Origin of the sequence: Jannaschia formosa, from assembly GCF_003340555.1 — a bacterium.
Lineage (GTDB): Bacteria > Pseudomonadota > Alphaproteobacteria > Rhodobacterales > Rhodobacteraceae > Jannaschia > Jannaschia formosa.
In genome coordinates this window covers 495745-520140 of sequence record NZ_QPLJ01000001.1, presented here as the reverse complement: position 1 = coordinate 520140, position 24396 = coordinate 495745, and the positions used below count along the sequence as shown (strand labels likewise).

The 24396-nt window shown below is 71.5% G+C and carries 23 protein-coding genes; 15 read left to right on the top strand and 8 right to left on the bottom strand.

From position 1 onward, the window contains the following. Positions 1 to 7 precede the first annotated feature (7 nt). The 3 genes from betI to betA are packed head-to-tail and all read left to right on the top strand — an operon-like array spanning position 8 to position 3704. Positions 8 to 598 (top strand): choline-binding transcriptional repressor BetI, encoded by a 591-nt coding sequence (gene betI / locus DR046_RS02650; protein ID WP_115379634.1) that lies wholly within the window; start codon positions 8 to 10, stop codon positions 596 to 598. Beyond that, positions 595 to 2046 carry a betaine-aldehyde dehydrogenase gene (gene betB / locus DR046_RS02645; RefSeq protein WP_115379632.1) on the top strand — a complete coding sequence of 484 codons (1452 nt, stop codon included), beginning with the start codon at positions 595 to 597 and terminating at the stop codon, positions 2044 to 2046. Before betI ends, betB begins: the two co-directional genes overlap by 4 nt. Continuing rightward, positions 2046 to 3704 carry a choline dehydrogenase gene (gene betA, locus DR046_RS02640; RefSeq protein ID WP_115379630.1) on the top strand — a complete coding sequence of 553 codons (1659 nt, stop codon included), beginning with the start codon at positions 2046 to 2048 and terminating at the stop codon, positions 3702 to 3704. Before betB ends, betA begins: the two co-directional genes overlap by 1 nt. Positions 3705 to 3785: 81 nt before the next feature. Here betA and DR046_RS24570 read toward each other — a convergent pair whose 3' ends face one another. The 3 genes from DR046_RS24570 to DR046_RS02630 all read right to left on the bottom strand — a co-directional run bounded on the left by DR046_RS24570 (position 3786) and on the right by DR046_RS02630 (position 5825). Next, a complete protein-coding gene (locus DR046_RS24570) occupies positions 3786 to 3911 on the bottom strand; it encodes a hypothetical protein (protein WP_280652819.1) in 126 nt (41 codons plus the stop codon). 115 nt (positions 3912 to 4026) lie between these two features. Beyond that, complete coding sequence (locus DR046_RS02635; RefSeq protein ID WP_115379628.1) at positions 4027 to 5262, bottom strand: aspartate kinase; 1236 nt, start codon at positions 5260 to 5262, stop codon at positions 4027 to 4029. Positions 5263 to 5366: 104 nt separating this feature from the next. Then, positions 5367 to 5825 carry a DUF2267 domain-containing protein gene (locus DR046_RS02630; RefSeq protein ID WP_115379626.1) on the bottom strand — a complete coding sequence of 153 codons (459 nt, stop codon included), beginning with the start codon at positions 5823 to 5825 and terminating at the stop codon, positions 5367 to 5369. 67 nt (positions 5826 to 5892) lie between these two features. Between DR046_RS02630 and DR046_RS02625 the strand changes: the two genes are divergently transcribed. Next, on the top strand, positions 5893 to 6681 hold the full coding sequence (locus DR046_RS02625; RefSeq protein ID WP_115379624.1) for a DUF2189 domain-containing protein: 789 nt from the start codon (positions 5893 to 5895) through the stop codon (positions 6679 to 6681). Here DR046_RS02625 and DR046_RS02620 read toward each other — a convergent pair. From DR046_RS02620 to glmU, 3 genes are read right to left on the bottom strand one after another with little or no spacing between them, the layout of a single operon-like run. After that, positions 6663 to 7286 (bottom strand): DNA alkylation repair protein, encoded by a 624-nt coding sequence (locus DR046_RS02620; RefSeq protein ID WP_115379622.1) that lies wholly within the window; start codon positions 7284 to 7286, stop codon positions 6663 to 6665. The genes DR046_RS02625 and DR046_RS02620 overlap by 19 nt on opposite strands. A 49-nt stretch (positions 7287 to 7335) precedes the next feature. Next, the gene (gene glmS, locus DR046_RS02615) at positions 7336 to 9141 is read right to left on the bottom strand and encodes a glutamine--fructose-6-phosphate transaminase (isomerizing) (RefSeq protein WP_115379620.1); all 1806 of its coding nucleotides are present in this window, start codon (positions 9139 to 9141) and stop codon (positions 7336 to 7338) included. Then, entirely contained in the window at positions 9142 to 10491 is a 1350-nt protein-coding gene (gene glmU / locus DR046_RS02610; protein ID WP_115379618.1) for a bifunctional UDP-N-acetylglucosamine diphosphorylase/glucosamine-1-phosphate N-acetyltransferase GlmU, read from the bottom strand. 85 nt (positions 10492 to 10576) lie between these two features. On the opposite strand from glmU, the gene DR046_RS02605 reads away from it, so the two are divergent. Both DR046_RS02605 and DR046_RS02600 read left to right on the top strand, forming a co-directional pair. Then, complete coding sequence (locus tag DR046_RS02605; protein ID WP_115379616.1) at positions 10577 to 11248, top strand: HAD family hydrolase; 672 nt, start codon at positions 10577 to 10579, stop codon at positions 11246 to 11248. A gap of 48 nt (positions 11249 to 11296) precedes the next feature. Then, positions 11297 to 12466, top strand: coding sequence for a DegT/DnrJ/EryC1/StrS family aminotransferase (locus tag DR046_RS02600; protein WP_115379614.1), 1170 nt, complete (start codon positions 11297 to 11299; stop codon positions 12464 to 12466). A 21-nt stretch (positions 12467 to 12487) separates the two neighbouring features. On the opposite strand, the gene DR046_RS02595 is transcribed toward DR046_RS02600, so the two are convergent. Both DR046_RS02595 and DR046_RS02590 read right to left on the bottom strand, forming a co-directional pair. Continuing rightward, positions 12488 to 13006 carry a hypothetical protein gene (locus DR046_RS02595; RefSeq protein ID WP_115379612.1) on the bottom strand — a complete coding sequence of 173 codons (519 nt, stop codon included), beginning with the start codon at positions 13004 to 13006 and terminating at the stop codon, positions 12488 to 12490. Between the two features lie 77 nt (positions 13007 to 13083). After that, positions 13084 to 14853 carry a hypothetical protein gene (locus DR046_RS02590; RefSeq protein WP_115379610.1) on the bottom strand — a complete coding sequence of 590 codons (1770 nt, stop codon included), beginning with the start codon at positions 14851 to 14853 and terminating at the stop codon, positions 13084 to 13086. 153 nt (positions 14854 to 15006) lie between these two features. On the opposite strand from DR046_RS02590, the gene DR046_RS02585 reads away from it, so the two are divergent. The 9 genes from DR046_RS02585 to DR046_RS02545 all read left to right on the top strand — a co-directional run bounded on the left by DR046_RS02585 (position 15007) and on the right by DR046_RS02545 (position 24302). Beyond that, positions 15007 to 16170 carry an isovaleryl-CoA dehydrogenase gene (locus DR046_RS02585; RefSeq protein WP_115379608.1) on the top strand — a complete coding sequence of 388 codons (1164 nt, stop codon included), beginning with the start codon at positions 15007 to 15009 and terminating at the stop codon, positions 16168 to 16170. Between the two features lie 90 nt (positions 16171 to 16260). After that, positions 16261 to 16692, top strand: a complete 432-nt coding sequence (locus DR046_RS02580) for a DUF1622 domain-containing protein (RefSeq protein WP_115379606.1) — start codon at positions 16261 to 16263, stop codon at positions 16690 to 16692. Positions 16693 to 16786: 94 nt separating this feature from the next. After that, a complete protein-coding gene (locus tag DR046_RS02575; RefSeq protein WP_115379604.1) occupies positions 16787 to 18394 on the top strand; it encodes a carboxyl transferase domain-containing protein in 1608 nt (535 codons plus the stop codon). A gap of 288 nt (positions 18395 to 18682) precedes the next feature. Then, positions 18683 to 19084 (top strand): ASCH domain-containing protein, encoded by a 402-nt coding sequence (locus DR046_RS02570; protein WP_115379602.1) that lies wholly within the window; start codon positions 18683 to 18685, stop codon positions 19082 to 19084. Positions 19085 to 19336: 252 nt separating this feature from the next. Beyond that, positions 19337 to 19849 (top strand): hypothetical protein, encoded by a 513-nt coding sequence (locus tag DR046_RS02565; protein WP_115379600.1) that lies wholly within the window; start codon positions 19337 to 19339, stop codon positions 19847 to 19849. Between the two features lie 76 nt (positions 19850 to 19925). After that, positions 19926 to 21872 carry an acetyl-CoA carboxylase biotin carboxylase subunit gene (locus DR046_RS02560; RefSeq protein WP_115379598.1) on the top strand — a complete coding sequence of 649 codons (1947 nt, stop codon included), beginning with the start codon at positions 19926 to 19928 and terminating at the stop codon, positions 21870 to 21872. 135 nt (positions 21873 to 22007) lie between these two features. Continuing rightward, positions 22008 to 22673 carry a glutathione S-transferase family protein gene (locus DR046_RS02555; protein ID WP_115379597.1) on the top strand — a complete coding sequence of 222 codons (666 nt, stop codon included), beginning with the start codon at positions 22008 to 22010 and terminating at the stop codon, positions 22671 to 22673. Continuing rightward, a complete protein-coding gene (locus DR046_RS02550; protein WP_115379595.1) occupies positions 22666 to 23523 on the top strand; it encodes a hydroxymethylglutaryl-CoA lyase in 858 nt (285 codons plus the stop codon). The genes DR046_RS02555 and DR046_RS02550 overlap by 8 nt, the downstream gene beginning before the upstream one ends. Continuing rightward, positions 23520 to 24302 carry a crotonase/enoyl-CoA hydratase family protein gene (locus DR046_RS02545; RefSeq protein WP_115379593.1) on the top strand — a complete coding sequence of 261 codons (783 nt, stop codon included), beginning with the start codon at positions 23520 to 23522 and terminating at the stop codon, positions 24300 to 24302. The genes DR046_RS02550 and DR046_RS02545 overlap by 4 nt, the downstream gene beginning before the upstream one ends. The last annotated feature ends 94 nt before the right edge of the window (positions 24303 to 24396 follow it).

The following is a 24396-nucleotide window of genomic DNA, read 5'->3' as shown; positions in this document are numbered from 1 at the left end:
AGGCGGCATGCCCAAGCTCGGAATGGAGGCGCCGCGCCGCGCGGCGCTGGTGGATGCGACGATCGCCGAGATCGGCGCGCGCGGGTCGCTCGACGTCACGGTCGGCTCGATCGCGCGGCGGGCGGGCATGTCCTCGGCCCTCGCGCATCACTATTTCGGTTCCAAGGACCGTATCCTCGCCGCCGCCCTGCGCCACCTGCTGCGCGAGCTCGACGCCGCCCATGCGCGCGAGCGGGCCGAGGCGCACACCCCCCGCGCCCGGCTGAGCGCCGTGATCCGCGCCTGCTTCGCGCCCGAGGGCTTCCGCCGCGACGCCGTGGCCGCCTGGCTCGCCTTCTACGTCTCGGCCCAGGAAGGCGGCGAGGCCCGGCGCCTGCTGCGGGTCTATCGCGGGCGGCTGCGCTCGAACCTGCTCGCCGCGCTGCGCCCGCTGACCGACCGGCCGGAGGACCTGGCCGAGACCGCCGCCGCGCTGATCGACGGCCACTACATCCGCGAGGCGCTGCGCGACGGTCCCGCCGACGGCGCCCGTCTCGCCGCCCGCGTCGAGCAGGCGCTCGACACCCTTCTAACCACGCGCCCGGAGATCCCGCGATGAACGTCCAGCCCGAGGCCAGCCATTTCGTCGACGGTGCCTGGCTGGAAGACGAGGCCGGGACGGCGATCCCGGTGATCTATCCCGCCACCGGCGAGACCATCGCGCGCGTCCATGCCGCGACCCCCGCCGTGATCGAGTGCGCCCTCGCCTCCGCCACCCGCGCGCAGGCGGCCTGGGCCGCCACCGACCCGGTCGAGCGCGGCCGCGTCCTGCGCCGCGCCGCCGACCTGATCCGCGCCCGCAACCGGGAGCTGTCGGAGCTGGAGACGCTCGACACCGGCAAGCCCCTGCAGGAGACGCTTGTCGCCGACGCCGCCTCGGGCGCCGATGCGCTCGAATATTTCGGCGGGCTTGCCGCCGACCTGCGCGGCGAGACGCTGCGCTTCGGCGCCGACTGGGCCTATACGCTGCGCCGCCCGCTGGGCGTCTGCGTCGGCATCGGCGCCTGGAACTACCCCACGCAGATCGCCTGCTGGAAGGCCGCCCCCGCGCTCGCCGTGGGCTGCGCGATGGTCTTCAAGCCCTCCGAGACGACGCCGCTCTGCGCCCCGAGGATCGCCGAGATCCTGGTCGAGGCGGGCCTGCCCGCCGGGCTCTTCAACGTGGTGCAGGGGGCAGGGGAGGTGGGTGCCGCGCTGACCGCCGACCCGAGGGTGGCGAAGGTCTCGCTTACGGGCTCGGTGCCGACCGGCCGGCGCGTCTATGCCGCTGCCGCTGCCGGGATGAAGCAGGTCACGATGGAGCTCGGCGGCAAGTCGCCCCTGATCGTCTTCGACGATGCCGCGCTCGAGGACGCCGTCTCCGGCGCGATCAACGGCAATTTCTATTCCTCTGGGCAGGTCTGCTCCAACGGGACGCGGGTCTTCGTGCAGGCGGCCCTGCACGACGCCTTCCTGTCGCGCCTGACCGAACGGCTGGCGGGTCTGCGCCCCGGCGACCCGCTGGACGAGGCGACGAATTACGGGCCGATGACCACCGAGGCGCAGATGCGGATCGTCCTCGGCCATCTCGACCGTGCCCGCGCCGAGGGCGCGCGCACCGTCACGGGCGGGGCCCGGATGGACCGCGACGGCTTCTGGATCGAGCCCACGGTGCTGGCCGACCTGAAGGACGACATGGCCTGCGTACGCGAGGAGATCTTCGGCCCCGTCATGTCCGTCCTCTCCTTCGACAGCGAGGAGGAGGTCGTCGCCCGCGCCAACGACACCCCCTTCGGCCTGTCGGCGGGCGTCTTCACCCGCGACCTGGCCCGCGCGCACCGCGTCGTGGCGCAGCTGAAGGCGGGGACCTGCTGGATCAACCAGTACAACCTCACCCCGGCGGGCCTGCCCTTCGGCGGCTCCGGGGCCTCCGGCATCGGGCGAGAGAACGCGCGCGTCGCGCTGGACCACTTCACAGAGGTGCAGTCGGTCTATGTCGGCATGGGCCGGGTCGAGGCGGCCTATTGATGCGCGCCGACTACGTCGTCGTCGGCGCCGGCTCCGCCGGTTGCGCCATCGCCTACCGGCTGGCCGAGGCGGGGAAGTCCGTCCTCGTGCTGGAACACGGCGGAAGCGACGCGGGTCCCTTCATCCAGATGCCCGGCGCGCTGTCCTACCCGATGAACATGCCGCGCTATGACTGGGGCTACCGCTCCGAGCCCGAGCCGAACCTGAACGACCGCCGCCTCGCCTGCCCGCGCGGCAAGGTGATCGGCGGATCGTCCAGCATCAACGGCATGGTCTATGTCCGCGGCCATGCGAGGGATTTCGACCATTGGGCCGAGCAGGGCGCCGACGGCTGGGCCTATGCGGACGTGCTGCCCTACTTCAAGCGGATGGAGTGCTGGGACGATTGCGGCCATGGCGGCGACCCGTCCTGGCGCGGCGCCGACGGCCCGCTCCACGTCTCGCGCGGGCGGCGCGACAACCCGCTCGTGCGGGCCTTCGTCGAGGCCGGGGAACAGGCGGGCTTCGGCCGGACGGACGACTACAACGGCGAACGGCAGGAAGGCGTCGGCCCGTTCGAGATGACGGTGAAGGGCGGCCGCCGCTGGTCTGCCGCGAACGCCTATCTGCGGCCCGCGCTGAAGCGCCCCAACTGCAAGCTCCTGCGCGCCTTCGTCCGCCGCGTCGTCATCCGTGACGGCCGCGCCACCGGGGTCGAGATCGCGCGCGGCGGCCGCGTCGAAACCGTCGAGGCGGGCACGGAGGTGATCCTCGCCGCCTCGGCCATCAACTCGCCGAAGCTCCTGATGCTGTCGGGCATCGGCCCCGCCGCCCATCTGGCCGAGCACGGCATCGACCTCGTCGCCGACCGGCCCGGCGTGGGCGGCAACCTTCAGGACCATCTGGAGGTCTATGTCCAATGGGCCGCGACCCGGCCGGTCAGCCTGTTCCGCTACTGGAACCTGTTCGGCAAGGGCTATGTCGGCGCGCGCTGGCTGTTCACGCGGACGGGTCCGGGCGCGTCAAACCAGTTCGAGAGCTGCGGCTTCGTCCGCTCCCGCGCGGGCATCGACTACCCGGACGTGCAGTTCCACTTCCTGCCGATCGCCGTGCGCTACGACGGCCGGGCCGCGGCCGAGGGCCACGGCTTCCAGGTCCATACCGGCCCGATGCGCTCCGAAAGCCGGGGCACGGTCCGCCTCGCCTCCGCCGATCCCGAGGCCCCGCCATCGATCCGCTTCAACTACATGAGCCATGACAGCGACTGGCGAGACTTCCGCGCGGCGATCCGGCTCGCGCGCGAGATCGTCGGCCAGCCCGCCTTCGATCCCTATCGCGGGCACGAGATTCAGCCCGGCGCGGCGGCGCAGTCGGACGAGGCGCTCGACGCCTTCATCCGCGACCACGCCGAAAGCGCCTACCACCCCTGCGGCACCGCCCGCATGGGCCGCCGCGACGACCCGCTCGCGGTCGTGGACCCGCAGTGCCGGGTGATTGGCGTCGAGGGCCTGCGCCTCGCCGACAGCTCGATCTTCCCGCGGATCACCAACGGCAACCTCAACGCGCCCTCGATCATGGTCGGCGAGAAGGCCGCCGACCACATCCTCGGCCGCCCCCCGCTCGCCCCCTCGAACGCGCAGCCCTGGATCCACCCGAACTGGCGAACGGCGCAGCGCTGAGGGACCCGAGGACCGCACGGCTCGACCGAGAGTCCCCTTTGGCGTCGCCCGGAATGCCACCGGGGGAGCGCCTTGGCACGGTCAGTCCGAAGCGGCCCGCTCGGGCAGGTCGAGATCGGCCACCATCGGGCGGGGCCGCTCGACTCCGAGGGCGGCCAGCGCCAGGGCGAGGATGGCGACGATCCAGACAGGAGAGACGTTCGGCATCATGCCGTCACGATTCCCCGCGATTCGTGCCGCAATGTGGACGGATTGCGGCGACACCGGGGCAGACGCCCCCAGCCTCGATGCAAATGTCACATGAGCGGAGGCGCGCCTGCGGTCAGGCGCGCTCCAGCCCGAAGGCGTCGTGCAGGGTCTGCACCGCCAGCTCCATGTATTTCCGGTCGATCAGCACGCTGATCTTGATCTCCGAGGTGGTGATGACCTTGATGTTGATGCCCTCGTCGGAAAGCGCCTTGAACATCCGCGCCGCGACGCCCGCATGGGACCGCATCCCGATCCCCACGACCGAGACCTTCGACACGCCCTCGTCCGCGATCAGGTCGTGGAAGTTGATCGTGCCCGCCGCCCGGGCCGTCTGCACCGCCTTCTCGGCGCGGGCGACCTGGTCGACCGGCAGGGAGAAGGTCATGTCGGTGCGCCCGTCCTCGGCGATGTTCTGGACGATCATGTCCACGTTCACCCCCGCCTCGGCCAGCGGCCCAAAGATCGCCGCCGACACGCCCGGGCGGTCGGCCACGCTGACCAGGGTCATCTTCGCCTCGTCGCGCACGAAGGCGACCCCGGCGACCACGTTCGATTCCATGATGTCCTCCTCGTCGCAGACCAGCGTCCCGGCCGTGTCCGACGGTTCCTCGAAGCTCGACAGCACCCGCAGCTTCACCTTGTAGCGCATGGCAAGCTCGACCGAGCGGGTCTGCAGCACCTTGGCCCCCAGCGAGGCCAACTCCAGCATCTCCTCGAAGGCGATGCGGTCCAGCTTGCGCGCCTTGCGCACGATCCGCGGGTCGGTCGTGTAGACCCCGTCCACGTCGGTGTAGATGTCGCAGCGCTCGGCCTTGTGGGCGGCGGCGAAGGCGACGGCGGTGGTGTCCGACCCGCCGCGCCCCAGCGTGGTGATCCGGCCCTCGGCGCTTATTCCCTGGAACCCCGCGACGACGGCGACCTTCATGCCGCGTGTGAAACGGTCGTCGAAATTCGCGGTCGGGATGTCGGTGATCCGGGCCGAGCCATGCGCCGACGACGTCTTCACCGGCACCTGCCAGCCCTGCCAGGACCGCGCGTCGATCCCGTTCTCCTGCAGCACCAGCGCCAGCAGGCCCGCGGTCACGTTCTCGCCCGAGCTGACGACGGCGTCGTATTCGCGCGCGTCGTAGAAGGGCGAGGTCTCCCGCACCCAGCCGACCAGCTCGTTGGTCTTGCCCGACATCGCCGAGACGACGACGATCACGTCGTAGCCCTTCGCGACCTCCAGCCCGACGCGTTTCGCGACCCGCCGGATGCGGTCGAGATTGGCGACGGAGGTCCCGCCGAATTTCATGACGAGTCGCGGCATCGCGGCCTCCGGCGTCGATCGGTCCGGCGCCCGTTAGCGGAGCCGCGCCGCAGGGGCAAGATCGCCCGGCACCGCGCCGCGCCGACGCGGCGATCGGGCCGCAGTCAGACGATCCGCTGCTCCAGCTCCGCCGGGTCGTCCACCTCGACATGCCAGAACGCCGCCGCCTCCGCCGGCAGCCGCGCCAGCACCCGCTCGAAGTCGCGTCGGTTGGTGGACCGCCGGATCGCCCAGGCCGTCGCTTCGATGGCGGTCTCGGGCGTCAGGTTGTGGTTCACGCGGACGCGCCGCACCTCGGCGATCAGCTCCGCCCGCGGGGCGAAGGGAACAGGCGGCGCGCTCACGTCCCAGCCCGCGACGAAGATCGCGCGCGGCACGCAGGGCAGGACGGTGGCGAAGTCCAGCCCCTGCGGCGCGGTCAGGCGCCGCCGGAAGACCTGGAAGACGGCGTCGATGGCCGTATAGGCCATGTTGTCGGACGAAAGGGACATCCGCTCCTTCGCATCGTCCAGGATCGCGCGCCACTCGCGCGAGGCATGCCGGTAGGTCCACGGCATCGGCATTGACGGACACCCCCTGCAGCGGTTCAGATGACGCCAAGGTTAGAGACATCGAACGGGGGCTGTCGAGATGACGGGCGGCGAAACCCTTGATCCGGATCACACCGGCACCCGCGCGGGACCCGCGCCGGTCCCGGCCGGCCTCCGTCTCCCGGACCTGACTGCCAGCCTGCGCGACGGCGCGCGGGACTTCGCGCGCGCGCCGCTCTTCGGGCTGTTCTTCGCCTCGGCCTATGTGCTGGGCGGGCTGGTCCTGACCGGGCTCGGCGCCGGCCCGCTGACCTGGACGCTGGCGATGTGCCTCGGCTTCCCGCTGGCCGCGCCCTTCCTCGCCGTCGGTCTCTACGAGGTCTCGCGCAGGCTGGAGGCCGGGCAGCCGCTGAGCTGGGCCGCGATCCTCGGCGTGGTCTGGAACGAGCGCAACCGCCAGATGCCCTGGATCGGCGCGATGATCCTGATCTACCTGCTCTTCTGGTCGTTCCTGTCGCACATGATCTTCGCGCTGTTCATGGGGCCGACCGCGCTGCTGGGCCCGCCGACGGATCTCGCAGCCTATACATCCGGCGCGGGGCTCGCGATGGTGCTGACGCAGCTTGTCCTCGGCGGGGCCATCGCCTTCCTGCTCTTCGCGCTGACCGTGATCGGCCTGCCGATGCTGCTCGACCGGGAGATCGACTTCGTCACCGCGATGATGCGCAGCCTCGCCGTCACCCGCGCCAACCTCGCGACGATGCTGGCCTGGGCCGCGCTGATCGCCGTCGCGACGCTGGTGGCGATGATCCCGGCCTTCCTCGGCCTTCTCGTGGTCATGCCGGTGCTGGGCCATGCCAGCTGGCATCTCTATCGCCGCGCGACCTGAGCCGCCCGCTCCGGATCGTGCTTCGCCAGCGCGGCGACCCAGCCGTCGATCGCCTGCCGGATGACGGGGCGGCTGTCCTCTGCCATCGCACCCGCCAAGGCCAGCACCCGCTCGCGCGCCGCGGCGTCCGCCTCGGACGGATGCCGCGTCCTGGCGAAGCCGGTCGTCGCCGCGAAGACACTGCGCCGGGTCCAGACGTTCGACGCGGCGGCCCAATCCTCCAGCACCGCCAGCCGCTCCGGCTCCGCCGCCAGCCGCCGCCCCAGCGCCGCCGCTCCCGCGTCGGCCAGCGCGCGGCAATCGAAGCGGTAGACCCAGCGCGACAGCAGGTCCCAGGCCCCGTGATCGGGCCGCATCCGCGCCTGCGTCAGCAGCCGCAGCGCCAGCAGCCGCGCATCCAGCACCTCCGCCCGCCAGAACGCATCCGCCAGCAGCACGCGCCTGTCGACGCTCGTCGCTTCGCGGATCTCGTCCGACAGCGCGCGCAGGACCTCGGGCGCCACGCCCCAGGCCTCCCGCTCGGTGCGGTTCGCGGCGCGGGCCCTGGCGGCGCGCTCCGGGTCGCCCGCGTCGCGCAGGCGCGAAAGCACGTCCTCGGGCGTCATCCGCGACGTCCGACGCGGATCACCCGCTGGTCACCCATGGATCACCCCCTCATTCCACCGTCACCGACTTCGCCAGATTGCGCGGCTGGTCCACATCCGTCCCCTTGTGGACCGCCGTGTGATAGGCCAGCAACTGCGCCGGAACCGCATAGAGGATCGGCGCGAGAACCGGGTCGATCCGCGGCAGCACCAGCACCTCCCAGACGCCATGGGACGCGGCTTCGGCCCCCCTGGAATCCGTCACCAGCAGGACCTTGCCCTCGCGGGCCATGACCTCCTGCATGTTCGACACGGTCTTGTCGAAGACCGCGTCCATCGGTGCGAAGACGACGACGGGCAGGGTGCGGTCGACCAGCGCGATCGGGCCATGCTTGAGTTCCCCGCTGGCATAGGCCTCGGCGTGGATATAACTGATTTCCTTCAGCTTCAGCGCGCCTTCCTGGGCCATCGGATACATCGTGCCGCGGCCGAGGAACAGGATGTCGGTCGCCTCGGCCAGCCGCATCGCCAGCGCCTCGCAGCGCGGCTCGATGGCCAGCGCCTGGCTCACGAGGCCGGGCAGGGCGCGCAGGGCGGCCACCAGCTCCGCCTCGCGCGCGGCGTCGATGGTGCCGCGGGCCACGCCCGCCCGGACCGCCAGTGCCAGCAGCACCGTGAGCTGGTTGACGAAGGCCTTGGTCGAGGCCACCCCGATCTCGACCCCCGCCCGGATCGGGAAGGCGAGATCCGATTCCCGCGCGATGGAGCTTTCGGGGACGTTCACCACCGACAGGATTCTCCTCGCCTTTCCCTTGGCATAGCGCAACGCGGCCAAGGTATCCGCCGTCTCGCCCGACTGGCTGACGAAGAGGGCCGTGGTCTCCGCCCCGACGGGCCCCTCGCGATAGCGGTACTCCGAGGCGATATCGACCTCGACGGGCAGGCGGGCCAGCTGCTCGAACCAGTATTTCGCGACCGCACAGGCGATCTGCGCCGTCCCGCAGGCGACCATCTGCACGCGGTCCGTCGCGTCCCAGTCGTAGTCGAGCGGCGGCGCGACCCGGTCGCCGTCGAGATAGAGCGCCAGGACATCCGCAAGCGTCTGCGGCTGCTCGTGAATTTCCTTGGCCATGAAGTGCCGGTGGCCGGCCTTCTCGATCCGCGCGGCGTCGACGCGGATGCGGGTCATCTCGCGATGGGTCTGGTTGCCCTCGGCGTCGAAGAACCGGGCCCCGGCACGCGTCACCACGGCGCGGTCGCCCTCCTGCAGGTAGGTCAGCCGGTCCGTCAGCGGCCCCAGCGCGATGGCGTCCGAGCCGACGAACATCTCGCCCTCGCCATGCCCCACGGCGAGCGGCGAACCCGCACGCGCCGCGATCAGCAGGTCCTCCTCCCCGTCGAACAGGAAGCAGAGCGCATAGGCCCCTTCCAGCCGATCGACGGTGGCGAAGGCGGCATCCTTCGGGCCAAGCCCCTGGTCCAGGTACGTTTCGCACAGCCGGACCACGGTCTCGGTGTCCGTCTCGCTCTCCCACGGGCCGCCAAGCTCGCCGCGCAGGGCACGGAAGTTCTCGATGATCCCGTTATGGACGACCGCGACGCGCCCCGCGCGGTGCGGGTGGGCGTTGGCGACCGAGGGCCCGCCATGGGTGGCCCAGCGGGTGTGCCCGATCCCCGCCTGCCCGCGCAGCGGCTGCTCGACCAGCAGGTCAGCGAGGTTGACGAGTTTGCCCACGGCGCGGCGCCGGTCCAGTCGTCCGTCCGCCACGGTTGCGATCCCGGCGCTGTCGTAGCCGCGATATTCCAGCCGCCGCAGCGCGTCGACCAAGATAGGCGCGGCCTGGTGGTCGCCCAATATGCCGATGATCCCACACATCTATTGCGTCCTCCGGGCCTTCTCGGCCTTCAGTTTCGCCATCAGCCGGGCGGCGAGCCCGGGCTTGTTCACCTGCTTGGCTCGCCCAAGCGCCAGGTCGCCGTCCGGCACGTCCATCGTCACCACCGAACCCGAGCCGGTCATAGCACCTACCCCGACCCGCACCGGCGCGACCAGCGCCGTGTTCGAGCCGATGAAGGCGTCCGCGCCGATCTCGGTCCGGTGCTTGAACACCCCGTCGTAGTTGCAGGTGATCGTGCCCGCCCCGATATTGGCGCGCGGGCCGATGGTGGCGTCGCCGACATAGCTCAGGTGGTTGATCTTGGCGCCTTCGGCGACCTGCGCAGACTTCACCTCGACGAAGTTGCCGACCTTGGCGTTCCGGTCCAGCTCCGCCCCCGGGCGCAGGCGGGCATAGGGCCCGACGACGCAGCCCTCGGAGACGTGGCATCCCTCGAGGTGCGAGAAGGCGCGGATCGTCGCCCCGCTCTCGACGGTGACGCCGGGACCGAAGACGACATGCGGCTCGACCACGGCGTCGCGCCCGATGACCGTGTCGAGGGCTAGGAAGACCGTCTCCGGCGCGATTAGCGTGACGCCGTCCTCCAGCGCCCCGGCCCGGGCGCGCGCCTGGAAGGCAGCCTCGGCGGCGGCGAGGTCGGCGCGGGTGTTGACGCCCATCGTCTCCGCCTCGGGGCAGGTGACGATCCGGGCCGACATGCGCCCCGCGCGTGCGAGGCCCGGCACGTCGGTCAGGTAGTATTCCTTCGCTGCGTTGTCGTTGCCGACCTGGTCGAGCAGCGCGAAGAGCGTTTCCGCATCCGCCGCCAGCACGCCGGAATTGCAGAGCCGGACGGCCAGTTCCTCGGGCGTCGCGTCCTTGGCCTCCACGATCCGCTCCAGCCGGTCGCCGGTCGCGATCAGGCGTCCGTAGCGGCCCGGATCGGCGGCCTCGAAGCCCAGCACGACCACGTCGGCGCCCTCGGCGCGCGCGGCCAGCATGGCTTCCAGCGTCTCGGGCCTGATGAAGGGCGTGTCGCCATAGAGGACGATGACGTCGCCCGAGAATCCCGCCAGCGCCGCGCGCGCCTGCAGGACGGCGTGGCCGGTGCCGAGCTGCTCCTCCTGCCGGACGACGACGACGTCCTCGTCATGGTTGCGCGCAACGGTCTCCACCGCGTCGCCGCCATGGCCTGCGACGACGACGACCCGGTCGGGCGCAACGGCCGCTCCGGCGGTCAGGGCGTGGACCAGCAGCGGGGCGTGGGCCACCTCGTGCAGCACCTTGGGCCGGTCCGACTGCATCCGGCTTCCCTGGCCGGCGGCGAGAACGATCAGGGCTGTGGGCATGCGGCGCCTTTCACTTCGGTCGCCGCCGTTCTACCTCGCCCATGACCTGCCGCAAGCCGCGGCATCGGCGAAAGGGCACCGAACGATGAAACGTTGTGTAGTCTTCGATCTGGACGGGACCCTCTGCGACACCTCCGCCGACCTGCTGGCCGCGGCCAATGCCGCCCTGCGGCGGCTGGACCGGCCGGAGCGGCTGGACCCGGAGGCCATCGAGGACCAGGCGACGGCGCTGCGCGGCGGCAAGGCGATGCTGCGGCTGGCGCTGTCGCGGTCGGGGCCGGTGGACGAGGCCGTGGTCGATGCCGCCTATCGGCCACTTCTCGACGCCTATGCCGAAGCGATCTGCGTCGAGACGCGGTTCTATCCCGGCGCGCGCGAGGCGGTGGAGCGGTTGCGCGCCCGCGGCGACGCGGTGGCGATCTGCACCAACAAGCCCGAGGCGCTGGCCGTCGCGCTGATGGCGGCGCTGGGGGCCTCGGACGCCTTCGACGCCATCGTCGGGGCCGACACGATGCCGGTGCGCAAGCCCGACGCGCTGCCCCTGCTGGCCGCGATCGAGCGAGCGGGCGGGGTGCCCGCGCGCGCGGTGCTGGTCGGGGATACCGACACGGACCGCAAGACCTCGGCCGCGGCGGGGGTGCCCTCGATCCTCGTGACCTTCGCGCCGGGCGGCGCCGCTGTGGCGGAGCTGCGGCCCGAGGCGCTGCTGCACGATTTCGGACAGCTCGAGAACGCGCTGGCGCTGGTCGGGCTTTGACGGGCAAGACCCGTTGACGCGGGGCGTGCGCGCCGACAGGCTGACGCAATGGAAACCTTCGCCAAGCCCTTCACCCGGCAGGAGCCGATTCCCGAGGAAGCCATCGCCGCGGCCGTCAACGTCCTGCGCTCCGGCGCGCTCCACCGCTACGGGGCGAGCCCGAGCCGCGTCTCCGCGCTGGAAGAGGTCTTCGCCGCCCAGACCGGCGCGGCCCATGCGCTGGCCGTGGCCTCGGGCGGCTACGCGATGGGCTGCGCGCTCCGGGCGCTGGGGGTGGGGCCGGGCGATCCGGTGCTGACCAACGGCTGGACGCTGGCGCCAGTGCCGGGCGCCATCGCCGCCGTCGGCGCCCGCCCGGTGCTGGTGGAGGTGACCGAGGATCTGGTGATCGACCTCGACGACCTGGCCGCCAAGGCGGACCGCGCGAAGGTCCTGATGCTGAGCCACATGCGCGGCCATATCGCGGACATGCCAGCCCTGATGGCGATCTGCGACGCGCACGGCATCGCCGTGATCGAGGATTGCGCCCACACGATGGGCGCCGCCTGGGAGGGGCGGCCCTCGGGGCGGTGGGGCGCCATCGGCTGCTTTTCCTGCCAGACCTACAAGCATGTCAATTCCGGCGAGGGCGGTCTGATCGTCACCGATGACGCCGATCTCGCCGCGAAGATGATCCTGCTGTCGGGCAGCTACATGCTTTACCCCCGCAACGGCACCGCCCCTCCGGACGAGGTGTTCGCCCGCCACAAGGGGATGATGCCCAACGTCTCGGGCCGCATGGACGAGCTGCGCGCCGCGATCCTGCTGCCGCAGTTGCGCGATCTGGCGACGCAGGCGGAGCGCTGGAACGACCGCTACCGCGCGCTTGAGGCGGGGTTTCGCGACGCGCCGGGCCTCTCGGTCATCCCGCGCCCGCAGGCGGAGGCCTATGTCGGCTCCTCGATCCAGCTTCTCGCGGACGACCCGGCCCGGCTGCCGGCCTTCGTCGAGGCGTGCGGCGCGCGGGGCGTGGAATGGAAGTGGTTCGGGGCGAAACAGGCGGCGGGCTTCACCTCGGCCCATCGCCACTGGGAATATGTCGAGGCGCAGGCGCTACCCCGCACCGACGCGGTTCTCGCCCGGCTGATCGACCTGCGCGTGCCCCTTACCTTCGACCTCGCGGACTGCGCCATGATCGCGCGGATCACCGGGGAGGAGGCCGCCCGGCACCTCGTCTGAACCCGGGGCCCCGTCGGCCCTTCAGGTCGCCGCGCCGATTTCCTCGTCGGGCCCGTCCTCGGCGCGCGGCTTTGCGAAAGCCTCCTGCGCAAGCTGCCATGTGTCGGAATGGTCGTCGATGTCGCGCAGCAGGTCGCCCGGCGACTTGGCATGCGGCATGTTGAGCCCCAGCGCATGGGCCACCAGTTCCGAGCAGAACCACTTGTCACGCGCGTTCTTGCGGAAGTTGAACAGCTGCGACAGCACCATCGTCCAGAGCTCGTAGGGCTGGCCCAGCTTGGCCTCGGCCCGCGCCCAGGCGTCCGCGGGCGCCCAGGGCACGGCGTAGATGTCCCACTTCCCGGGCGTGAGCCGGATGTCCTTGATCCGCACGCCTCCGTCCCGCCCCGACGCCGAGATGCAGCGCACCGTGTCGCCCCGCCGGGGCGTCCGGTCGGTCAGGATCAATTCGCAATGGCTGAACGGAGAGCGGGTGGCCCAGCGCACGATGCGGTCGGCCATCGTGCCCTTGCCGCGATAGAAGGCGACGTAATAGCGCATGGCCTGAACTCCTCGGGTTTCAATGCGCAAACGGTGGGCCGGGTGTGCGCAAGGGTCAAGTACGGGATTCCGCGCTTTCAGGGGCGGGGGGCGAGGGCAGCGATCCTTCTGCCCAGCGCGCGCTCGGTGATCTCTGTCGTGCCGCCCGCGTCGTGGAGCGTGGCACCGTCCCGCTCCGGCCGCGTCACTGCCATCGCACCGTCCCCGATGAAGGTCAGTGCGCCCTCGCCGGTGCGCAGTACCCCGGCAGCAGCCGGAAGGCGCAGCACCAGCAGGCCCGAAACGCGCATCCGCGTCTCCGGGCCGAGGCGCAGCCCATGGAGGCCGGGCCGCCGCACGCCGGTCCCGTCCACCTCCAGCAGTCCTGCCACGTCGAGCGTCGCGCCGCCGAACACCCGGCGCGTCTTCTCGTGACCGGGGGAGAGGAGAATCAGTGCGTCCTCTTCCTCCGCGGTCGCCCCGGGGCCGAGGATCAGGTGATGGGCGCCCGTCACGGTCACCGCGCCGCTGTTGATCCGAAGGCCGCAATGGCCCTGGGCGGCGATCCGCCCTGTCCCGGCGAGCGACAGCGCCGCGGCACGCACTGCGACGGGCGCCGTCCGGCAGCTGCCGGAGTAGTCGGAGATCTGGGCCATCGGATAGTCCGCCCGCGTGGTCCCGTTCAGCCAAAGATCATCCTCGACCTGTCCACTGCTGTAGTCCGCGAAGACCGAAAGGCCGCGTCCCGTTCCGTCCAGCGTGAGGCCCCTGACGGCAATTTGGCGCCCTCGGATCGCGACCGCCGGACTTTTTCCGCCGGAAGCGGCGATACGCTCGAACGTGACATAGCGAGCGTCGTGATGGGTGTCCCACGGGGCGAGCTCATGCGGCCCTGCGCTGCCGTCGCGGACCAGCGCGCCCTCGCTCGTGCCGAGGCCGATCAGGAAGGCGGGACGACGCTCGCCGCGCCGGGCCGGGCCGATGCTGGTGGTGAAGAGATGGCGGGTGTCGCGCCCCCGTAGCCCGTGGACCAGGGTGCTCCGCGCACCGCCTTCCGCCACGCCATAGCCGAACCGGCCCTGCGACGGATCGTTGGCGAGGTTCTCGGTCCGGCAGTCGAGAACCTGCGCGCCCTGGGTGCCCGTCAGTCGGATCGCGGTGTCGTAGCCGCGGGCGACGTGGACCCGTTCCAGCCTGGGGCCGATATGGCCGGCGATGACGATCGTCGGTTCGTGCCATCCGTCCCGCTCTGGGGGATGCGCCCAGATCCCGCCGGTGATCGTGACGGGATCGGCATGCGCCCAGACCATCCGGGGCGAGAAGCGCGCAGCCCAGGGCCAGACCGCCGGCTCGTCGCCGGGCGCGGAGCGCGGATCGATCCCGCGCCGCTGCCGGAGCGGCCTCGCCAGCGCAAGTCGGGACCGCGTCGAACCCTCGCCGATCTCGGCCCATTCCGCGATCGGATAGACACGATCGTCGGCGCCCCTGTCCCTCTGGTAGGGCTCCAGCGCATCCGAGATCACCTTTATCCAGCTGCCCGGCGCGGGCAGGGGCGCTTCGGGTGGCAGGGCGACGGGCAAGTGCAGGCCGCCCTCGTAGGCTTCGGTCAGATCGAAAGGCCCTTCCAGCCTCGCAGAGGCGTGGAGCCCTGCAGGCTCTGCATCGAGGAAGATTTCCGCATCGCCGAGTTCGAGGCCGAGGGCACCGATCGAGCGCACGCGATCGGTCAGGCGGTACACGGCGCCCGGGACCGCCCGGACCGTCGCGCCGCCTTGCTGCGCGGACCAGTCCACCGCGCGCTGGAATGCCGCGGTATCGTCGGTCCGTCCGTTCCCGCTGGCACCGAACTGATCGAGAGACTGGGTCATGGGCGAAAGCTCCGCTCGCGTCAGGTCTGCCCCCTCACCTAGCGCGCGCGGAGGAACGAAAAGGCGGCGAGCACTGGACGACGGCGCCGCCGACCGCTATTAATTGAACGAACGTTTAATTCCCCGCGAGGGGCGACAGACCGGGAGGCCGCCATGTTCACCGCCACCATGCGTTTCGACGAGGGCGAGGACGTCGCCGCGCTGCGCGAGATGGTCCATCGCTGGGCGCAGGAGCGCGTGAAGCCGATGGCGGCCGAGATCGACCGCACCAACACCTTCCCCTCCGAGCTCTGGCGCGAGATGGGCGAGTTGGGCCTGCTTGGCATCACGGTGCCCGAGGCGGATGGCGGCGCCGGGATGGGCTATCTCGCCCATACCATCGCGGTGGAGGAGATCGCGCGCGCCTCGGCTTCGGTCAGCCTTTCCTACGGCGCCCATTCCAACCTCTGCGTCAACCAGATCGCGCTGAACGGCACCCCGGAGCAGAAGGCGAAGTACCTGCCCGGCCTGATCTCGGGCGAAAATGTCGGCGCGCTGGCCATGTCCGAGGCGGGCGCGGGCTCCGACGTGGTGTCGATGAAGCTGCGCGCCGAGAAGCGCAACGACCGCTACGTCCTCAACGGCACGAAGTACTGGATCACCAACGGCCCCGACGCCGACACGCTGGTCGTCTACGCGAAGACGGACCCCGAGGCCGGGTCGAAGGGCATCACCGCCTTCCTGATCGAGAAGGCGATGACCGGGTTCTCGACCTCGCCCCATTTCGACAAGATGGGGATGCGCGGCTCCAACACCGCTGAGCTGGTCTTCGAGGATGTCGAGGTCCCCTACGAGAACGTCCTCGGCGAGGAGGGCGGCGGGGTGAAGGTTCTGATGTCCGGGCTCGACTACGAGCGGGTCGTCCTGTCGGGCATCGGCACCGGCATCATGGCCGCCTGTCTGGACGAGATCATGCCCTACCTGCGCGACCGCAAGCAGTTCGGAAAGCCGATCGGAAGCTTCCAGCTGATGCAGGGCAAGATCGCGGACATGTACACCGCGATGAACTCCGCCCGCGCCTATGTCTATGCGGTCGCCAAGGCCTGTGACCGGGGTGAGGTAACGCGCCAGGACGCGGCGGCCTGCGTGCTCTATGCCTCGGAGGAGGCGATGAAGCAGGCGCACCAGGCCGTTCAGGCGATGGGCGGGGCGGGCTTCATGAACGACAGCCCCGTCAGCCGCATCTTCCGCGACGCCAAGCTGATGGAGATCGGGGCGGGCACCTCTGAGATCCGCCGGATGCTGGTCGGGCGGGAATTGATGGGAGCGATGGGGTGATCCCGCCCCGGTCCGTCCCCCGCCCGGCTGCGCAGCTGAAACCCTCCGGCGGCTCGGGCGTTTGCCCCTCGGCCAGAGAGGGAGCGGACGATGGAAGGCACGGAGCAGGACGACGCGGAGCAGCTGCTCGGCTGGCTCGGCTACGACCGCGAGGCGGGCGTTCTGCACGGGCAGTTGGACTGGCTGGTGCACCTGCTCGACTGGGCGGTGGTGGTGATCGACCTGCTCGCCATCGCGATCCTGCTGATCGGGGCGACCCGCTTCGTGGTGGGCTTCCTGCGCGCCGAGATCCAGCGGGAGGGCGTGCGCCGGGTCAAGGGCATCAACCGCGAGCGGGTGGAGCTGGGCCGCTACATCCTCGCGGGGCTGGAGTTCCTGATCGTCTCGGACATCATCCACACCGCGCTCAGCCTCAAGATGATCGACCTGTTCTTCCTCGGCCTGCTGGTCGTGATCCGCTCGCTGATCTCCTACTTCCTCGACAAGGAGCTGGAGCAGGTGAAGAAGGAACTGGGCAGCTAGGGGGCGATCCGTCGCTCCCGGTATACGGCGCCGCGACGACACCTCCGGCGCGACGGCCCTGCCGCGCCCGCACCGGCGAGGAAGGAGTCGTCGCATGAAGCTCACCTCCACCCTCATCGCCGGGTCCGACCAGGCGAAGGCCAACCGCACCGCGCATCTCGCCGCCCTGGAGGAGATCCGCGAGGCGGCCGCCATCGCCCAGGGCGGCGGAGGCGAGAAGGCGCGCGAGCGGCACCTCTCCCGCGGCAAGATGCTGCCGCGCGACCGGGTGGCGGGGCTGCTCGATCCGGGGTCTCCGTTCCTCGAGGTCGGGGTCTTCGCCGGTCACGGCCTGTATGACGGCGCGGCGCCCGGCGGCGGGGCCATCGCGGGCGTGGGCCGGGTGCATGGCCGCGACGTCATGGTCGTCTGCAACGACGCGACCGTGAAGGGCGGGACCTACTACCCGATCACCGTCAAGAAACATCTGCGCGCGCAGGAGATCGCCGAGGAATGCCGGCTGCCCTGCATCTACCTCGTCGACAGCGGCGGCGCGAACCTGCCCAACCAGGACGAGGTCTTCCCCGACCGCGACCATTTCGGGCGCATCTTCTACAACCAGGCCCGCATGTCGGCGAAGGGGATCGCGCAGATCGCCGTCGTCATGGGCTCCTGCACGGCGGGGGGCGCCTATGTGCCCGCCATGTCCGACGTCTCGATCATCGTGCGCGAGCAGGGGACGATCTTCCTCGCCGGACCGCCGCTGGTGAAGGCCGCGACCGGAGAGGTCGTGACCGCCGAGGATCTGGGCGGCGGCGACGTGCACACGCGGCTGTCGGGCGTGGCCGACTACCTCGCCGAGGACGACGCCCATGCGCTGGCGCTGGCGCGGGACGCCGTACGCTCCCTCGGATCTGTTAACCATCTGTCAATGAATGGATTTCCCCGCGGGGAAGACCCGGCCTACGACCCCGAGGAGCTGCTCGACGTCGTCCCCGCCGACCTGCGCACGCCCTACGACATCCGCGAAGTGATCGCCCGGCTGGTCGACGGCTCCCGCTTCGACGAGTTCAAGGCGCGCTTCGGCGAGACGCTCGTGACCGGCTTCGCCGAGGTCTACGGCCAGCCGGTCGGCATCGTCGCCAACAACGGCGTGCTGTTCTCGGAGGCCGCGCAGAAGGGCGCGCATTTCGTGGAGCTCTGCTCGCAGCGGCGCACACCCCTGGTGTTCCTCCAGAACATCACCGGCTTCATGGTCGGGCGGAAATACGAGAACGAGGGGATCGCGCGGCACGGTGCGAAGATGGTGACCGCTGTCGCCACGACCTCGGTACCGAAGATCACCATGCTGGTCGGCGGGTCGTTCGGCGCCGGAAACTACGGGATGGCCGGGCGCGCCTACCAGCCGCGCTTCCTCTGGACCTGGCCCAACTCGCGCATCAGCGTGATGGGCGGCCCGCAGGCGGCGGGTGTCCTCGCCACCGTCAAGCGCGACGCGATGGAGCGGGCCGGTCAGGACTGGTCCGCCGAGGAGGAGGCGGAGTTCAAGCGCCCGACCGAGGAGATGTTCGCGCGGCAGTCGCACCCGCTCTATGCCTCGGCCCGGCTCTGGGACGACGGGATCGTGGACCCGAGGAAGTCGCGCGAGGTGCTGGGGCTGTCGCTTCGGGCAGCGCTGAACGCGCCGGTGGAGGAGACCCGGTTTGGCGTGTTCCGGATGTGACGAGCGGTCCGGCTTCGCCGGATCGCAGGCCCCGGTGGGGCCTGCGAAGCGAGGAACCGTGCGCCGCAAGGCGTGCGGTCGCGCGGAGCGCGATTGGCGGTCCGGCTTCGCCGGATCGCAGGCCCCGGTGGGGCCTGCGAAGCGAGGAACCGCGCGCCGCAAGGCGTGCGGTCGCACGGAGCGCGATCGGCAGTCCACCCCAGACGCCGCTCGGGCCGAGAGGACAGGATTTCAGCAGGTTGCGCCCGCGATGACGAGCAGCCGCACTTCGCCTTGGAAGGTGGTCGCATGACCGACCTGGAGGCCATCAAGGCCCGCTACCCCGGCGCGCAGGCCTTCCGCTTCGGCGACGGGCCGGAGCTCTGCGCCGAGCTTACGCAACTCGTCATCGACGGCCGCAAGACCGCGACCTGCGGCGCCCTGCGCGATTTCACTCCCGAGGACCGGCCGGAGGTCGGGCGGCGCGACATCGCTTGCCTCTGGGACTGGACCCCTGCCGCCGTGATCGAGACCGTCGACGTGGTCGAGCGGCCCTTCGACGAGGTGCCGGAGGCCTTCGCCCTGGCGGAAGGGGAGGGCGACTTCCAGGCCTGGTGGGACGGCCATGTCCGCTTCTTCGAGCGAAACGGCGGCTGGTCCCCCGATCTGCCGCTGCTCTGCGAGCGCTTTCGTCTGGTGGAGGTGCTGTGACGATGCCCCCGTTCCACCGCGTTGCCGAGCCGGACTGGCGCCAGGTCCGCCGGACCTGCCGACCGGCGGCCGACCCCGCGGCTCCCGGCGCGCCGGACGACGGCGCCCGGCTGCGAGCCGGTGATGCGGGGCACGGAAATCGGCTTCCCCAGCCCCGGCATCTGCCGATCTGCTGCGGGATCGTCGCGCAGGCGCCGCAAATCCGGCCCGTTTCGCCGAAAAAGGGCCGTGAAGCCCCGATAGGCGAGTGCCATGAATGCTTGGGATCAGGACAGGCGGCGCAGCGGCGGGGCGGGATGGGTCCTCGACGACAGCGGCGAGTGGGTGGCGGCCTCGGCGAAGCCGGAGCTGCCCGCGGATGTCTCCGCGACCGCGATGCCTGCGCTGCCGCGGCGCGCGGGCCGGGGCCGCGGAATCCTGCGCGCTGTCATGACGGTCTTCGTGATCCCGGCCATCGCCGCGGCGGCGGTGCTCTCTGTCTGGAAGGGTCCGGGCGGAGAGATCGCCCTGTCACGGATCGAGCCCCTGGTCGCCTCCTTCCGGGAGCGGCGCGCGGAGGCCCCGGCCCCCGTGGACGCCGCGGCGCCCGTGACGGGCGTTTCCGTCTCGCCGCGGCCGACGGCCCGGGCACCGGGGCCGGTTCCGGACGAGGGCCTCACCGGCTTCACGTCCCATGCGCTGCCGGGCCGTCCCGACTGCGCCTCGGTCCGCCGCGGGATGGCGGACGAGATCGTGTTCCACCGCGCGGGCGGCTGCCCGGACTGACCCTCGCCCCACTCGGGGGTGACGGACGGGCCGAGGGCCCGCGCCCGACCCATTTCCGACATCCGAGGGGGCTCCGATGTTCCGCAAGATCCTGATCGCCAACCGGGGCGAGATCGCCTGCCGCGTGATCGACACATGCCGCCGCATGGGCGTGGCCACGGTCGCCGTCCATTCAGACGTGGACGCGGGCGCGCGTCATGTCGCGATGGCGGACCAGGCCGTCTCGCTGGGCGCCGCCGCGCCCGCCGACAGCTACCTGCGCGGCGATGCCATCATCGAGGCCGCCCGCGCGACCGGGGCCGAGGCGATCCATCCCGGCTATGGGTTCCTCTCCGAGAACCCCGATTTCGTGGAGGCGGTCGAGGCGGCGGGTCTCGTCTTCATCGGCCCCTCGGCGCGGGCGATCCGCGCGATGGGTCTGAAGGACGCCGCCAAGGCGCTGATGGAGGAAGCGGGCGTGCCCGTCGTCCCCGGCTATCGCGGCGACGACCAGGCGCCGGAGCGGCTGGCCTCGGAGGCCGAGGCGATCGGCTACCCGGTACTGATCAAGGCCGTGGCGGGCGGCGGCGGCAAGGGGATGCGCCGCGTCGACCGCGCCACCGACTTCGCCGACGCGCTGGAGGCGGCACGCTCCGAAGCGGCCAAGGCCTTCGGCAACGACCGGGTGCTGGTCGAGAAATACGTCGCCACCCCGCGCCATATCGAGGTGCAGGTCTTCGGCGACGGCACCCGGGCGGTGCATCTGTTCGAGCGGGACTGCTCGCTCCAGCGCCGCCATCAGAAGGTCATCGAGGAGGCGCCCGCCCCCGGCATGACGCTGGAGATGCGCACCGCCATGGGCGAGGCCGCCGTCCGCGCTGCCGAGGCCATCGGCTATTCCGGCGCGGGCACCGTCGAGTTCATCGTCGACGCCTCGGAGGGGCTGCGTCCGGACCGGTTCTACTTCATGGAGATGAACACGCGGCTGCAGGTCGAGCATCCGGTGACCGAGGCGATCACCGGCGTGGACCTCGTGGAATGGATGCTGCGCGTCGCCTCGGGCGAGCCGCTCTGGCTCGCGCAGGAGGACCTGTCGATCACCGGCCATGCCTTCGAGGCGCGGCTATACGCCGAGGATGCCGCGGCAGGCTTCCTGCCCGCGACCGGGACGCTGACGCATCTGGCCTTCCCGCCGGGCGCCCGCGCCGATACGGGCGTCCGCCCCGGCGACACGATCAGCCCGTGGTACGACCCGATGATTGCCAAGCTCACGGTCCACGGGCCGACCCGCGCGGTCGCGCTGATGCAGCTGGAACGCGCGCTGGCTGGAACCCGGGTTGCGGGCACGGTCACCAACCTGTCCTTCCTGCGCAAGCTCTCGGCGCAGGAGGATTTCGTCCGGGGCGACGTCGATACCGGGCTGATCAACCGCCATGTCGCCGCGCTGGTCGCCGCGCCGGTCCCCTGCACGCGGGCGCGGGCGCTGGCCGCGCTGGGGGCGTTGGGGCTGGACGAGGGCGCGGGCTTCGAGGGCGTGCATCTCTGGGCGCCGCTGCGCTGGCGGCAGGTGCTGGAACGGGGCGAGGAGGAGATCGACGCGACCGTCGAGGCGCTGGGGCCGGGACAGTTCCGGGTCGCCGTCGGGGACGCGGTCCACGAGGTCCGGCGTGACGGCGGCTGGTCCGTGGACGGTGCGCGCGTGCCTGCCGAGATCGGCCGCGCCCCGGGCGCCGTCCACGTCTTCTGGGGCAACGTCTATTCCTTCGGCGTGCCGGATCCTCTCGCGGTCGCCGGGGCGGCGGGCGCGGCCTCGGGCGTGGTCGAGGCGCCGATGCCCGGCCTCGTCAAGGCGGTCTTCGTCAAGCCCGGGGCCAAGGTCGCCCGGGGTGCCCGGCTGGCCGTGCTGGAGGCGATGAAGATGGAGCACACGCTGGTCGCGCCCCATGACGGCACCGTGGCCGAGGTGCTGGTCGCCCCCGGCGCGCAGGTCGAGGCCGGGGCGGCGCTGGTGCGGATGGAGGAGGGGGGCGCAGGCGATGAATAGCGGTCGGTGCCCGCAGACGCAGGCCACGGGGCGGCAGGAGTCGCCTGGCAGCGCCGTCGAGGGGGGCTCTGCCCCCCGTCGCCTGCGGCGACTCCCCCCGGAGTATTTCGGGCCACGAGAAGGAGGGGAGCGGGGATGAGCCGGATCGTTCTGCATCACGTGCCGGCCTCTCGGTCGTTCCGCGTCCTGTGGATGCTGGAGGAGCTGGGGCTGGAGGCCGAGATCGTGCCGCACACGATCACCGGGGGAAGCCTGCGCGCGCCGGAGGTGCTGGCGGTGACGCCCGCGGGCCGCGTCCCGGCGCTGGAGATCGACGGGCAGGGCCTGTTCGAGAGCGGGGCGATCCTCGAATACCTTGCGGAGCGGCATCCGGAGGCGGGGCTCGGGCGGGGGCCGGGATCGGGCGAGCGGGTGGCCTGGCTGCAGGGGCTGCATTTCGCCGAGACCATGGCCTCGCTGATCGAGAACCTGAACCTCAACCACGTCTTCCTGCGCCCGCCCGCGCGGCCCTCGCCGGCGGTGGTGAAGATCCTGACGGCGCGGCTGCGCGACACGCTGCGCGCGCTGGAGGGGAGGCTGCGCGAGGACGGGTATCTGCTGGTAGGCGGCTTCTCGGCCGCCGACGTCATGCTGGGCTTCAACCTCTGGGCGGCGCCGCGCTTCGTGCGGATGGACCCGTTCCCGAAGATCGAGGCCTACAAGGCGCGGCTGGCGGCGCGCCCTGCCTTCGCCGCCGCGCGGGCGAAGGATGGGGAGCAGGCGTTCTACGATCGCGAGTTCTACGAGGTGCCCGATGCCTGATCCCGTCGAGATCTTCGAGGTGGGGCCCCGCGACGGGTTGCAGAACGAGGCGCGGGCGATCCCGGCGGCGGAGAAGATCGCGCTGGTCGACATGCTGTCGCAGGCCGGATTCCGGCGGATCGAGGTGGCGAGTTTCGTCTCGCCGAAATGGGTGCCGCAGATGGCCGACGGGGCCGAGGTGCTGGCGGGCATCGTGCGGGCGCCGGGCGTGCGCTATGCCGCGCTGACGCCCAACCTGCGGGGCTACGAGGGCGCGCGGGCGGCGCGGGCGGACGAGGTGGCGATCTTCGCCTCCGCGTCCGAAGGCTTCTCCCGGGCGAACCTGAACGCCACCATCGCCGAGAGCCTCGCGCGGTTCGAGCCGGTGGTCGAGGCGGCGCGGGCGGACGGGATGCCGGTCCGGGGCTATGTCTCCTGCGTGACGGATTGTCCGTTCGACGGGCCGGTGCCGCCCGGCGACGTGGCGCGGGTGGTCGCGGCGCTGCGGGCGTTCGGCTGCTACGAGGTGTCGCTGGGCGACACGATCGGACGAGGGACGCCCGAGGCGGTAGACGCGATGCTGGGCGCCGTGAGCGGCGAGTTCGACACCGCGAACCTGGCCGGGCATTTCCACGACACAGGCGGGCGGGCGCTGGAGAATGTCGACGTGGCGCTGGCGCGGGGGCTTCGCGTCTTCGACGCCGCCGTGGGTGGTCTGGGCGGCTGCCCCTATGCGCCGGGGGCGGCGGGGAATGTCGCGACGGAAGCGCTGCTGGCGCATCTGGAGCGGCGGGGCCATGCCACGGGGCTCGATGCCGGGATCGTGGCCGAGGCGGGACGGATGGCGCAACGGATGAGGGTCGGGGCATGAGCTACGAGACGCTGGAGGTGGCGCGCGACGCGCGTGGGGTGGCGACGGTGACGCTGGCGCGGCCGGACGTGCACAACGCGCTGAACGCGGCGATGATGGACGAGTTGACGGACTTCGCCCGGAGCGTCGCGCTGGGCGAGACCCGGGCGGTCGTCCTGACCGGCACGGGGCGCAGCTTCTGCGCGGGGGGCGATCTCGGCTGGATGCGCGCGCAGTTCGACGCGGCGCCCGAGACGCGGGCGGCCGAGGGCCGCAGGCTGGCCGGGATGCTGCAGGCGCTCAACACCATGCCGGTGCCGCTGATCGGACGGGTGCAGGGCGCGGCCTTCGGGGGCGGGGTCGGCATGGCCTGCGTCTGCGACGTGGCGGTGGCCGTCGATACGGCGCTCTTCGGGCTGACCGAGACGCGGCTCGGGCTGATCCCGGCCACCATCGGCCCCTACGTGATCGCCCGAATGGGCGAGGGGCGGGCGCGGCGGGTCTTCATGTCGTCGCGGCGTTTCGACGCGGCCGAGGCGCGGGATCTGGGCGTGATCGCACGCGCCGTCCCGGCCGAAGAGCTCGATGCGGCCGTCGAGGCCGAGGTCGCGCCCTATCTCTCCTGCGCGCCCGGCGCCGTGGCCGAGGCCAAGGCGCTGGCCCGCAGCCTGGGCGCGGTGATCGACGAGGAGGCCATCGCGGCGACCATCGACGCGCTGACCCATCGCTGGGAAGGGGAGGAGGCTGCCGAAGGCGTCGGCGCCTTCTTCGACAAGCGAAAGCCGCGCTGGGCGCAATAGCGCGGGTCGACCCGCGCGCCGTCTCCGGTCGACCGGAGGCGGGGCCGGTGGCGGCGGGCGGCGGCGCCAAGGGGCGCTTGGCCCCCGGGCGCCG